Here is a 12,633-nt window from a genome sequence, read left to right as displayed (position 1 = left end):
GCTTAGTTTCGCGGTTCCATTTGATTTAGCCAATCGAAATCCCGTACCGAAATCACGCCCGAAATAATGATCCCTGCAATGATAGCCCAGAGCACGACCGACACCCCGGTGGTGATCCATAGCTTTTTCTTCATGTGATGCACTTCCGGGGCCCCTGAATGGGTGCCGGGAACGACCTCGCCCAAATCACCCTGGGTCTTGATGCGGATCGGCAGAATCACCAAAAGCGTCATGAACCAGATGACGGCAAACAGAACCAGTCCTGCAGTGATCGTCATGTGTACACCTCCGGTGTTTATACTTGTTCCAACTCGACCAGACAGCCGTTGAAATCTTTGGGATGCAGGAAAAGAACCGGTTTCCCGTGCGCGCCGATCTTGGGTTCACCGCTACCCAACACCCGGGCGCCGGTTTCTTTCAGGTGATCACGCGCGGCAATGATATCCTCCACCTCATAGCAGACATGATGGATTCCGCCGGCGGGGTTCTTCTCTAGAAAACCATTGATCGGGCTGTCATCGCCCAGAGGATAAAGCAACTCGATCTTGGTGTTGGGCAATTCAATGAACACCACAGTAACGCCGTGATCAGGTTCATCCTGCGGCGCGCCAACCTTGGCACCTAAAGCGCTGCGGTACTGTTCAGACGCCGCCATAAGATCAGGGACGGCAATGGCAACGTGGTTTAAGCGGCCAATCATGGAACTCTCCTAACTTCTGCGTTGCAGCGGTTATGGGGACAGATCAGGCAAAGGACAAGTGCGCCAAATTGCCGTTAACCCCGTGTTAGCCAGAAGTTCCTAGCGTGAAGCATCTGCTGAATAGGAGTTCTCCCATGGACGATTCGAGCCCCTTCACCGCACCCGCACAGCCAACGGCCACGCGGCCGCTGCTGGGACAAACCATTTTGGTTGTTGAGGACAGCCGCTATGCCTGCGACGCCATCCGGTTAATGTGTTTGCATTCGGGTGCGCGGATCAGGCGAGCCGATTGCCTGAAATCCGCCCGACGCCACCTTCAAATCTATCGGCCTTCTGTGATCTTGGTGGATATGGGACTACCCGATGGCTCTGGTGCTGATCTGATTGCCGAATTGGCCATGACTACGCCCCGGATCGGAGCGATCCTGGGCATGTCAGGCGACGACAATTCAGAAACCCTTGCGACAGAGGTTGGCGCGGACGGGTTTCTTGCCAAACCGCTTAACTCACTGTCCTATTTCCAGTCGTCTATTCTGAATTGTCTACCTGAAGACCGCCGCCCCTGCACACTCCACGCCGTTCAGGATGAGGTGATATGCCCCGATCCTATGGCCTATCAGGACGACATGGCACATATCGCAGATGTTCTGGCCGGACCGAATGACCATCGGTCACTGGACTATGCGGCCCAATTCCTGCGCGGCGTTGCCCGTAATGCTGAAGATACGGTTCTGGCCGAAGCCGCCCAGCAGTTGGCAGCCTCACGCGCCGCAGGTATGCCCATCACCGCTCTGACAGCCCAGGTTGCGGGAATAGTGCAGGCCCGTCTGGAACAGCGCGAGGCTATCTGAAGTGACAACCGCATATCTAATTACCGCATCGCTCCTTTGTCTGTGGGCATACAGACAGACACGCGTCAGCGCGCGTGACATTCGGAACAGCCGCGAGAGGAAAAAGGACCATTTCCTGTAAACCCGCTAACAGAGAATTGGAAATGGGTTGAAAACAGAAAAAACCGCCACAGGCGACTGTGGCGGGTTTTCTATCAGTCCTGAGGGATAATTCGCAGGCCCAACTCCATCAGCTGGTCCGAGGCCGGGTCGGACGGTGCCTGCATCATCAGATCCTCGGCACGCTGGTTCATCGGGAACATCATGACTTCTCGGATATTGGCTTCATCGGCCAAAAGCATCACGATCCGGTCGATACCAGCGGCACAGCCACCGTGCGGCGGGGCGCCATAATGGAAGGCGTTGAACAGCGCGCCAAATCGGGATTTCACCTCATCCGCGCCGTAGCCAGCCAGCTCAAAAGCCTTCAGCATGATCTCGGGCTTGTGGTTCCGGATCGCGCCCGAGACCAGCTCGTATCCGTTACAGGCCAGGTCATATTGATAACCGCGCACGTCCAGAGGATTGCCGTTCAGCGCCTCCATCCCGCCCTGCGGCATCGAGAAGGGGTTGTGTTCAAAGTCGATCGCACCGGTTTCTTCGTCTTGCTCATAGATCGGAAAATCGACGATCCAGGCAAAGGCAAAGCGGTCTTTCTCGGTCAGGTTCAGTTCATCACCGATCACATCGCGCGCCCTGCCGGCCACCTTTTCAAAGGCTTTCGGTTTGCCACCCAGGAAGAACGCCGCGTCTCCGACGCCCAGACCCAGTTGCTGGCGGATCGCCTCGGTCCGTTCAGGGCCAATGTTTTTGGCCAGTGGACCGGCGGCCTCCATCCCTTCGCCCTGATCGCGCCAGAAGATATAGCCCATACCGGGCAGACCCTCTTTCTGGGCAAAGGCGTTCATGCGGTCGCAGAACTTGCGGCTGCCACCCGTCGGCGCAGGGATAGCGCGGATTTCGGTGCCATCCTGCTCCAACAGCTTTGCGAAAATCGCGAAGCCAGACCCGCGGAAGTGGTCGGAGACCACTTGCATTTTAATAGGATTCCGCAGGTCGGGCTTGTCGCTGCCATACCACAGGGCCGCGTCCTTGTAGGAAATCTGCGGCCAGTCCTGATCGACTTTACGGCCGCCGCCGAACTCTTCGAACACGCCGGTCAGAACGGGCTGAATCGTGTCGAATACGTCTTGCTGCTCAACAAACGACATCTCAAGGTCAAGCTGGTAGAAATCGGTGGGTGAGCGGTCGGCACGCGGATCTTCGTCGCGGAAACAGGGCGCAATCTGGAAATACTTGTCGAAGCCCGACACCATGATCAGCTGTTTGAACTGCTGTGGGGCCTGCGGCAGCGCGTAGAACTTGCCCGGGTGCAAACGCGACGGCACAAGGAAGTCACGCGCGCCTTCAGGCGATGATGCGGTGATAATCGGCGTCTGATACTCGCGGAAGCCCTGATCCCACATCCGGCGGCGCATCGAGGCAACAACGTCCGAGCGCAAGGTCATATTCTGCTGCATCACTTCGCGGCGCAGGTCCAGATAGCGATAGCGCAGGCGCGTTTCCTCAGGGTATTCCTGATCGCCGAACACCATCAGCGGCAGCTCGTCAGCGGCGCCCAGTACTTCCAACTCGCGCACGTAAACTTCGATCTCGCCCGTGGGCAATTTCGCGTTCACCAGATCGGCGGCGCGCGCTTTGACTGTGCCATCGATACGGATACACCATTCCGAGCGGACTTTTTCCAGTTCGGCGAATGCCGCGCTGTCGCCGTCGCACAAAACCTGTGTGACGCCGAAATGATCGCGAAGGTCGATGAATAGAACGCCGCCGTGATCTCGGACCCGATGCACCCAGCCAGACAGGCGAACGGTTTCACCGACATTGGCGGCGGTCAGAGCGGCGCAGGTGTGGCTGCGATAGGCGTGCATGGATCATATCCCTTCGGGCGCAGAATTGGTCGGGCCGATACACCGCGTCAGACTGGGAAAGTCAAGGCAAGTCGCACCGTCAAAACGGCCTTTGCACGTTGCCTGAGTAGAAATAGATGCCCAGACCCACCGCAAAGATGATGTTCCCCGCGATGGCATGCAGCAGAACCGCATAGAAAAACGATCCGCGTTTGCGATAGGCCCAGGTGAACAGCAACCCTCCGGCAAATGTCATCAGAGCTACGATCCAGCTCCAATACATCAAATGCGCAAGCGAAAAGAGCGATGCATTCAGTAAATAAGCTGTGCGTCCATTGGGCAGGATCGCGTGGTAACGACGAAAGAACAGCGACCGGAACAGCAGCTCTTGCGGCAGGGCGGAAACGAATGGGTAAAACACCCAAATCATCGCCAGCAGCTCGGGTTGGTTGTGCAACAGGAAAAAGGCAGCTTCGGGACGGGTCAGTCGTACTAGCGCAACACAAAACAGTGTCATTCCCACAGCAAAGCCGGCGACTTCGGGCCAGGACCAGTTGCGCCAGCTATATCGCAATTCCGCCCAGGCAAATCCGTGCGTGAAATGCAACAACACGATCCCGATGGCCGTAAAGGTAAACAGCGATGGAAACATCCAGTTGGGCGGGAAAAGTACGGCAATCAGCACAGGTACGGCGATGAAGAACAAACCGAATTCCAGTCGCAACCAACGGGAAGGTGCTGCGGCTTCAGCCCAATCGGTTTGCCTGTTCACAGTACCGCCAATTCTGCCCAGATCAGGCCTCGCAAGGAATTGCCCATCCAGAACCATTCCGCGCTTTGCAGGTCGGTCATGGTCAGCACCGCCTCGCTGACTTTATTATTTTCCAGCAAGTCTTCGCGCAAAATTCCGGGAAGCAAGCCGGAGGACAAGGGCGGCGTCAGGCAACGACCATCGGGCATGTCCAGAAAGATGTTAGTAATGGTGCCCTCGCACACTTCGTCACGCTCATTCAGAAACAGCCACTCATCTACGCCCTCGGGCAGTGCCGCCCGGGCCCGGTCATAAACATCGCGCTGCGTCGTCTTGTGCTGCAACCAGATATCAGAGGCGGCAAGCCTCGTATTGGAAACTGCGACCCGCCAGACGGACGGGTTATCCGCCAGTGCACCAGTTGTCACGCCAAACCCGCCACTGATGTCCATCGTCAATCGACAGCGCAACGAGGTTGAACCCGCAACTTGGTCAAGCGTTGCAATCGCGCGCCCTGCATCGAAAGGAAGCCCCAATGCCCGTGCCGAACGCTCCATCCGGGCTAGGTGTTTTCCAACACGCACAAACCCGCTCTCTGGCCGGAATGCCAGCGTTTCGATCAGACGGAAGTCAGGGTCAGCTGGTGGGCGAAACGTGCCTTCCATAGCGCTTCCTCATATTCGGATGGGGCTGTGCTGTCCCAGACGACGCCCCCACCCACATTCAGCGTGGCCTTGTTGCCCTCGACCATCAGCGTGCGAATAGCCACGTTGAACTCGGATCGCCCGTCTGGCGCGGCCCAACCGATAGCACCACAATAGATATCGCGTGGCCAGGGTTCGAGATCGGTCAAAATCTCCATCGCGCGAATTTTGGGCGCGCCTGTGATCGAGCCGCAGGGAAACAACGCGTTTAGGATATCGGAAAGTTCTGCCCCAAGATGCAGCTGTGCCTGCACCAGCGAGATCATCTGATGCACGGTTGCATATGTTTCGACCTTGAATAGCTCGGGTACCTTTACGGACCCCGGCAGCGCAACCCGGCTGATGTCATTGCGCAGAAGGTCAACGATCATGAGGTTTTCAGCGCGGTTCTTCTCGTCTCTCGACAAGAAATCGCGGCGGCGCGCGTCCTCGGCCATGTCTTCGCTGCGGGGTTGTGTGCCCTTCATCGGGCGGGTTTCGATCGTCCGATCTGCACCGGTGCGAAAGAACAACTCTGGCGAGCGGCTGAGCAAATCGGGCAAATCATCCTGCTGAACCAGCGCTCCGTGACCGACCGGCTGGCCCACAGCCAACGCCGCATAAAGCGCGGCGCTATCCCCTTGCAATGTCAGGTCAATGGGGAACGTCAGGTTGGCCTGATAGATATCCCCTGCCCCGATCGCATCGTGGACCAGCTGAAAGGCGCTTGCATATCTTGCCTCGTCCCAGCGCGGTGTGAATTCGGCAACACCGCCTAGGGGTGCGGGCAGATCGCACTGGCCTGGCGCATCATAGGCACCGAAACACAGCAGTGGCAGGCGGCGGTCAGTAGGCATCCGGTCCAACAGGCGGGGTTCCAACGCATATCCAAGCTCATAGCTTGCATAACCGGCCAGCCAGGCCCCATCCGCGCGTGCCTCATCCAGCGCCGCCAACGCCTGTGGCACGTCTTCCGCTTTGTCTGCGCGGATCACCCGGTCTGGCCGTTCGAAATAAGTTCCCGATCCGGCCGGCCCCTGATCAAAACGAATACGCACGTGCATCCTCATTTGTCGTGCTGCGCGGTATAGACAATACGGCGGTAAGGGAAAGAGGGGAAAGCGGCAATTTCGCCCCTGTTTCCGATACCTCTTGAACCTTTTGGCGCGGTCCCTATAACGCAGAACAATTTGGGCACGCGGGCGGTGCCCTGACTCGCAGTTAACCGAAGGAAACAGGCTATGCCGAGAAGAACCGACATCCAGTCGATCATGATCATCGGGGCGGGCCCCATTGTCATCGGTCAGGCCTGCGAATTCGACTATTCAGGCGCACAGGCCTGTAAAGCCCTGCGCGAAGAAGGATACCGGGTCATTCTGGTAAACTCAAACCCGGCGACAATCATGACCGATCCCGGTCTGGCCGATGCCACTTATATCGAGCCGATCACGCCCGAAGTTGTCGCCAAGATCATCGAGAAGGAACGCCCCGACGCCTTGTTGCCCACAATGGGTGGGCAGACCGGACTGAACACCTCACTTGCACTGGAAGAGATGGGCGTACTGAACGAGTTCGGTGTCGAGATGATCGGTGCGACCCGCGACGCCATCGAAATGGCCGAAGACCGCAAACTATTCCGCGAAGCGATGGATCGGCTGGGCATCGAAAACCCCAAGGCCACCATCGTTACCGCCCCCAAGCGCGACGACGGCTCCACCGATCTTGATGCTGGCGTCCAGATTGCCTTGGGCGATCTGGAAGACATCGGCCTGCCTGCCATCATTCGCCCCGCCTTTACCATGGGCGGCACCGGCGGCGGTGTGGCTTATAACCGCGAGGATTATATTCACTTCTGCCGCTCGGGCATGGATGCCTCGCCGGTAAACCAAATCCTCGTCGATGAGAGCCTGCTGGGTTGGAAAGAGTATGAGATGGAGGTGGTACGCGACACGGCCGACAACGCCATCATCGTCTGTTCCATTGAGAATATCGATCCGATGGGTGTGCATACCGGCGACTCGATCACCGTGGCCCCTGCCCTGACACTGACCGACAAAGAATACCAGATCATGCGCAACGGCTCCATCGCCGTTCTGCGCGAGATTGGGGTCGAGACTGGCGGTTCGAACGTACAATGGGCGATCAACCCCGAAGACGGCCGAATGGTCGTGATCGAGATGAACCCCCGCGTGTCGCGCTCGTCCGCGCTGGCGTCCAAGGCGACCGGGTTCCCGATTGCGAAGATCGCGGCCAAGCTGGCTGTTGGCTATACGCTGGACGAGCTGGACAATGACATCACCAAGGTCACGCCCGCCTCCTTCGAGCCAACCATCGACTATGTCGTGACAAAAATTCCGAAATTTGCGTTCGAAAAGTTCCCCGGCTCTGAACCTTACCTGACCACGGCGATGAAATCGGTGGGTGAGGCCATGTCCATTGGCCGCACGATCCACGAATCGATGCAAAAGGCGCTGGCCTCGATGGAATCCGGCCTGACTGGCTTTGATGAAGTAGAAATCCCCGGCCTGAACGTTGGTGTCTGGGACGAGGTCAGTGACAAAGTCGCGGTGATCAAAGCGATCAGCAAGCAAACCCCCGACCGTCTGCGCACCATCGCGCAGGCCATGCGTCACGGTTTGACCGATGATGAGATATTTGGGGTCACCAAATTTGACCCTTGGTTCCTGGCCCGCATCCGCGAGATCATCGAGGCCGAGCGTCAGTTGCGCAAAGACGGCCTGCCGGTGACCGAAGAAGGCATCCGCAGGCTGAAAATGCTTGGCTTTACCGATGCGCGCCTGGGCAACCTGACAGGCCGTGACGAAGGCAATGTACGCCGCGCCCGCCGCAATCTGGGTGTTAACGCAGTATTCAAGCGCATCGACACTTGCGCTGCCGAGTTTGAGGCGCAGACGCCCTATATGTACTCGACCTACGAAGCCCCTATGATGGGTGATGTTGAGTGCGAGGCGCGCCCGAGTGACCGCAAGAAGGTTGTTATCCTGGGCGGCGGCCCCAACCGGATCGGTCAGGGGATCGAATTCGATTATTGCTGTTGTCACGCCTGCTTCGCACTGACCGATGCGGGCTATGAGACCATCATGATCAACTGTAACCCCGAAACGGTTTCGACCGACTATGACACTTCAGACCGGTTGTATTTCGAACCGCTAACTTTTGAACACGTGATGGAAATCCTGACGAAAGAACAGGAAAACGGCACGCTGCACGGTGTTATCGTTCAGTTCGGTGGTCAGACCCCGCTGAAACTAGCCAACGCTCTGGAAGAAGAAGGCATTCCGATCCTCGGTACTACACCCGACGCCATCGACCTCGCCGAAGACCGCGAAAGGTTTCAGGCGCTGGTCAATGAACTGGACCTGAAACAGCCCAATAACGGCATTGCCTCGACCGACGAGCAGGCGCTGAAAATCGCCGAGGATATCGGCTTTCCGCTGGTGATCCGCCCGTCCTATGTTCTGGGTGGCCGCGCGATGGAAATCGTGCGCGATATGGATCAATTGCGGCGCTATATCAACGAGGCCGTGGTGGTCTCGGGCGACAGCCCCGTGCTGCTGGACAGCTATTTGGCGGGCGCGGTTGAACTGGATGTCGACGCCCTGTGCGACGGCACGGATGTACATGTCGCGGGCATCATGCAGCATATCGAAGAGGCTGGCGTGCATTCGGGCGATAGCGCCTGTTCGCTGCCGCCCTACTCGCTGTCGAAAGAGGTCATTGGCCGGATCAAGGATCAGACTTTCAAGCTGGCCAAGGCGTTGAACGTTGTCGGCCTGATGAATGTACAATTTGCGATCAAGGATGACGATATCTACCTGATCGAAGTCAACCCGCGCGCCTCGCGTACCGTGCCCTTCGTGGCCAAAGCCACGGACAGCGCCATTGCCTCCATCGCCGCGCGTGTGATGGCCGGCGAGAAGCTGGCGGATTTCCCGTTGCGCCCGGCTTACAAGACCGTGGACGACACCAAGATCGCCGACCAGATGACACTGGCAGACCCGGATATGCCGTGGTTCTCGGTGAAAGAGGCGGTGCTGCCCTTCGCCCGGTTCCCCGGCGTCGACACTATTCTGGGGCCTGAGATGCGCTCGACCGGAGAAGTCATGGGCTGGGACCGCGACTTCCCCCGCGCCTTCCTCAAGGCACAGATGGGTGCGGGAATGGTGCTGCCATCCTCGGGACGTGCGTTTATTTCGATCAAGGATGCCGACAAGACGCCTGCCATGCTTGAGGCCGCACAAGTTCTGGCCGCGCAGGGCTTTGCCCTTGTCGCCACCCGCGGAACGCAAAGCTGGCTGGCCGAGCACGGTATTGCCTGTGATCTGGTCAACAAGGTCTACGAAGGTCGCCCCGACGTGGCTGACATGCTTAAAGATGGTCAGGTACAGCTGGTGATGAATACCACCGAAGGTGCACAGGCGGTCGAGGACAGCAAGGCCATCCGGTCCATCGCGCTTTATGACAAGATCCCCTATTTCACCACCGCCGCCGCCAGCCACGCTGCCGCATTGGCGATCAAGGCGCAGGCCGAGGGTGATGTCGAGGTCAGGTCCCTGCAAGGCTGACCTTCCCCCACTACACCAGAATAAAGCAAAACCCCCGGTCCATGACCGGGGGTTTTTCATTTAGACAACCGGCTGCGGTGGTTTCTTGCGCCGTTCCTCCGGCAGGAAGAACACCATGTAGAACACAGGGGCCGCCACCATGGTAAGGACCGTGGCAAAGGCCAGACCTCCCATGATGGTCACCGCCATCGACCTGAAGAACGCATCCGTCAACAACGGAGCCATACCCAAAATCGTCGTGATCGCGGCCAGCATCACGGGGCGCAAACGCGAGACCGAAGCCTCGATGATCGATTCACGCAGCCCCTGCCCGGTTGCACGTACCAAATCGATCTCTTCGACCAAAACGATACCATTCTTGATCAGCATCCCCGATAGGCTAAGCAGTCCCAGTAGCGCCGTAAATGTGAACGGCAGACCCGTGCCCAGCAGACCGATCACCACTCCGTTTACCGACATCGGTACCAACAGCCAGATAATGATCGGCTGACGAATGGCGTTGAATATCAGCACCGAAATCAGAACCATGATCAACAGGCTCAACGGCAACTGACGACCCAGGCTTTTATTTGCATCGCCAGCATTCTCGAACTCTCCACCCCATTCCAGTCGATAGCCCGCTGGCAGCTCCATGCTTTCGATGGCTGTGCGGACTTCGGAATGAACCTGCGCAGCTGTCAAATCCGGCGGGATGTCGGCCCCTACCGTAATGGTCAGCACACGATCCCGGCGGTGAACCAGCGTATTGAGTGCCTTATATTCGAACCTGTCGACCATCTGCTCGATCGGTACGAATTTCTGCGACTGGTCCGAGAATACAACCTGATCCACGATCGAATAATCCCCGTCCACCGGGCGGCGCAAGATGATCGGAATCAGGCGGTCGCGCTCGCGGAACACACCACCGGTGATCCCATCGGTCGAGAATTGCAGAGTCGCCGCGATATCTTCGCGCGACACCCCAGCGGTCTGCGCCCGTTCGGTCGCATAAATTGGCTGGACAGCCAGCCCTTGTTCGCGCCAGTCGTGATAGACGTTCAGCGCATTGGGCGAGGCCGCGCGCATCGTCTGCACAGCCTCATTCGCAAGTTGCCGAAGCACCGCCGGATCGCTTCCCGAGAAACGGGCCTGAATTGGATCACCGCCGCCAGGACCAAAGACCAGCCGCTTGGTGCGGAACTTGCCTTCGGGGAACTGCGCCGAGCCAAACGCCTCGAGATCCGCCCGCAAAGCCGGAATGTCATCCAATGTTTCCGTCCGGATGATCATGTGACCGTAGCTGGGGTTCGGTTTTTCCGAAGAGTAGGTCAACAAAAAACGAGTTGCTCCTTGCCCAACAAATGTCGTGACAGATACCACATCGTCCCGATCCGCCAGCCAGTTTTCGAAAACAGCCATATCCTCGGCGGTGCGCGCAATGGGTGTGCCCTGCGGCAGGTTGTAATGCACGAAAAACAGCGGTGTATTCGAGTCTGGAAAGAACTGTTGTTTGACCAAGCCAAATCCTGCGAAACAGACCACCGTAATGCCCACCAGCATTGCAATCACCATCCAACGGAACCGCAGCGCCCAGTTTAGGATCGCGCCATAAACACGGAACATGATCCCGCCATAGGCATCAATTTCACCTTCTTTGCCCTGCTTGAAGAAATAGTGCCCAAGCATCGGAGTCACCGTCAGCGCCAGGGTCCAGCTCAGCAGCAGCGATATCCCGATAACAGCAAATAGCGAAAACAAGAACTCACCCGTCGCATCAGGGCTAAGACCAATCCCGGCAAAAGCCATGATGCCAATCACCGTTGCTCCCAACAGCGGGATTTGCGTTTTGGCCGCAGCCTCATCCGCCGCATCGCGCGAATTCTTGCCGCGCAGCATTGCAATCTGCATTCCTTCGGCCACCACAATGGCGTTGTCCACCAACATACCCATCGCGATGATCAAAGCGCCCAGCGAAATTCGTTCCATCTCGATCGAGAACAATGCCATGAACAACAACGTGCCAACCACGGTCAGCAACAGAGTTGTTCCCACAACCACAGCCGCGCGCCAACCCATGAACAGCGCCAAAACCGCAACAACAATAGAGACCGACAGCGCGAGGTTCACCAGAAAATCGTTCGATGCCTGCTCAACAACGACGTGCTGCTGGTAAATCGGCAGGATTTCGACACCATAGGGGATCTGAGAATCCAACTCGGCAAATTTCGCGTCAGCACGCTTGCCGACCTCAACGATATTATCAGTCGAAAGCCCAGCAATACCCAGAGTGAAGGCTTCGGTCCCGTTGAACCGGATGATGACATTAGGATCGGTTAGGCGACCACGATGTACATTCGACATATCGAACAGGTTGATAACCTGGCCCTGCGATCCAACAGAAAGGCCAGCAATGGCGGAAACAGTATCGGACCCTTCGGCGGTTAATATCGCGGTCCGGCCATCTTCTGATCGCAATGACCCCGACGAGTTTACCGAGTCCGCATTTGTAATCGCGTCGGTAAGCGCCTGCAGAGGCACGTTCTGGTTCACCGAAATAGACAGGTCGGGTTCGATAAAGATCGCCTCTTGCGGCAGGCCCATCACCTCGACATCCGCGACACCGTCAACCGTCAGTAGTTCGCGCCGAAGAAATGTGGAAAGCTCATGTTTTTCAGCGTCCGAGAAGCCCTCGGCCGTGACCGCATAAAACAAGCCAAACACATCGCCAAACCCGTCATTGACCAGCGGATCACCCACCCCCGATGGCAGCTCCCGTGAGGCGTCACGGACCTTGGCGCGCAATTTGGTCCAGATCTCCGGCAGCTCGGTCCCATCATAAGCTGAGTTAATCTCGACCTCGATCAGCGAAAAACCGGGCTGGTTCATTGATGTGATTGTCTTGACCTCGCCCATCTGCTGGATGGCGGATTCCAGTGGCTCTGAAACCTCCAGCGCCACTTGTTCCGCCGTTGCCCCCGGATACTGGGTAGCGATGACGGCGTTTTTGATTGTGAAGGCTGGATCTTCCAGACGGCCAAGCGACAGAAATCCCCAGATGCCGCCGAACAAGGCGATCAGGATGACCAGCCATGTATAGATAGGGCGATCAATGGATGCGCGTGCGATGTTCATCA

9 protein-coding genes are annotated in these 12,633 nt (G+C 57.6%); 2 read left to right on the top strand and 7 right to left on the bottom strand.

The genetic code is table 11. The annotated features are described in order from the left end of the window. Positions 1-2: 2 nt before the first annotated feature. Entirely contained in the window at positions 3-278 is a 276-nt protein-coding gene (locus tag FN806_RS09890; protein ID WP_142636598.1) for a DUF1467 family protein, read from the bottom strand. Between the two features lie 17 nt (positions 279-295). Next, entirely contained in the window at positions 296-700 is a 405-nt protein-coding gene (gene mce / locus FN806_RS09885) for a methylmalonyl-CoA epimerase (protein WP_142636596.1), read from the bottom strand. A gap of 134 nt (positions 701-834) precedes the next feature. On the opposite strand from mce, the gene FN806_RS09880 reads away from it, so the two are divergent. Next, the gene (locus FN806_RS09880; RefSeq protein ID WP_142636594.1) at positions 835-1,551 is read left to right on the top strand and encodes a response regulator; all 717 of its coding nucleotides are present in this window, start codon (positions 835-837) and stop codon (positions 1,549-1,551) included. A 194-nt stretch (positions 1,552-1,745) separates the two neighbouring features. On the opposite strand, the gene aspS is transcribed toward FN806_RS09880, so the two are convergent. The 4 genes from aspS to FN806_RS09860 all read right to left on the bottom strand — a co-directional run bounded on the left by aspS (position 1,746) and on the right by FN806_RS09860 (position 5,998). Then, positions 1,746-3,521 (bottom strand): aspartate--tRNA ligase, encoded by a 1,776-nt coding sequence (gene aspS / locus FN806_RS09875; RefSeq protein WP_142636592.1) that lies wholly within the window; start codon positions 3,519-3,521, stop codon positions 1,746-1,748. 79 nt (positions 3,522-3,600) lie between these two features. Next, positions 3,601-4,272 carry a CPBP family intramembrane glutamic endopeptidase gene (locus FN806_RS09870; RefSeq protein ID WP_142636590.1) on the bottom strand — a complete coding sequence of 224 codons (672 nt, stop codon included), beginning with the start codon at positions 4,270-4,272 and terminating at the stop codon, positions 3,601-3,603. Further along, entirely contained in the window at positions 4,269-4,916 is a 648-nt protein-coding gene (locus FN806_RS09865) for an aminotransferase class IV family protein (protein WP_142636588.1), read from the bottom strand. The genes FN806_RS09870 and FN806_RS09865 overlap by 4 nt, the downstream gene beginning before the upstream one ends. Continuing rightward, positions 4,871-5,998, bottom strand: a complete 1,128-nt coding sequence (locus FN806_RS09860; protein WP_142636586.1) for an aminodeoxychorismate synthase component I — start codon at positions 5,996-5,998, stop codon at positions 4,871-4,873. Before FN806_RS09860 ends, FN806_RS09865 begins: the two co-directional genes overlap by 46 nt. Positions 5,999-6,175: 177 nt before the next feature. Between FN806_RS09860 and carB the strand changes: the two genes are divergently transcribed. Continuing rightward, positions 6,176-9,520: a carbamoyl-phosphate synthase large subunit gene (gene carB / locus FN806_RS09855; RefSeq protein ID WP_142636584.1), complete on the top strand. Its 3,345-nt coding sequence runs from the start codon at positions 6,176-6,178 to the stop codon at positions 9,518-9,520. Between the two features lie 60 nt (positions 9,521-9,580). Here carB and FN806_RS09850 read toward each other — a convergent pair whose 3' ends face one another. Continuing rightward, positions 9,581-12,631: an efflux RND transporter permease subunit gene (locus tag FN806_RS09850; RefSeq protein WP_142636582.1), complete on the bottom strand. Its 3,051-nt coding sequence runs from the start codon at positions 12,629-12,631 to the stop codon at positions 9,581-9,583. Positions 12,632-12,633: the final 2 nt, after the last annotated feature.

This window comes from Ruegeria faecimaris, assembly GCF_900182615.1.
In the GTDB taxonomy this organism is placed as follows: Bacteria; Pseudomonadota; Alphaproteobacteria; order Rhodobacterales; family Rhodobacteraceae; genus Ruegeria; species Ruegeria faecimaris.
The sequence above is the reverse complement of the archived record's forward strand: the minus strand, read 5'-3'. Positions and strand labels throughout refer to the sequence as shown.

What these genes read in the sequence shown, in the direction of transcription:
- FN806_RS09890 (WP_142636598.1), bottom strand. Translation starts at nt 278, where the DNA reads ATGACGATCACTGCAGGACTGGTTCTGTTTGCCGTCATCTGGTTCATG.
- mce (WP_142636596.1), bottom strand. Translation starts at nt 700, where the DNA reads ATGATTGGCCGCTTAAACCACGTTGCCATTGCCGTCCCTGATCTTATG.
- FN806_RS09880 (WP_142636594.1), top strand. Translation starts at nt 835, where the DNA reads ATGGACGATTCGAGCCCCTTCACCGCACCCGCACAGCCAACGGCCACG.
- aspS (WP_142636592.1), bottom strand. Translation starts at nt 3,521, where the DNA reads ATGCACGCCTATCGCAGCCACACCTGCGCCGCTCTGACCGCCGCCAAT.
- FN806_RS09865 (WP_142636588.1), bottom strand. Translation starts at nt 4,916, where the DNA reads ATGGAAGGCACGTTTCGCCCACCAGCTGACCCTGACTTCCGTCTGATC.
- FN806_RS09860 (WP_142636586.1), bottom strand. Translation starts at nt 5,998, where the DNA reads ATGCACGTGCGTATTCGTTTTGATCAGGGGCCGGCCGGATCGGGAACT.
- carB (WP_142636584.1), top strand. Translation starts at nt 6,176, where the DNA reads ATGCCGAGAAGAACCGACATCCAGTCGATCATGATCATCGGGGCGGGC.
- FN806_RS09850 (WP_142636582.1), bottom strand. Translation starts at nt 12,631, where the DNA reads ATGAACATCGCACGCGCATCCATTGATCGCCCTATCTATACATGGCTG.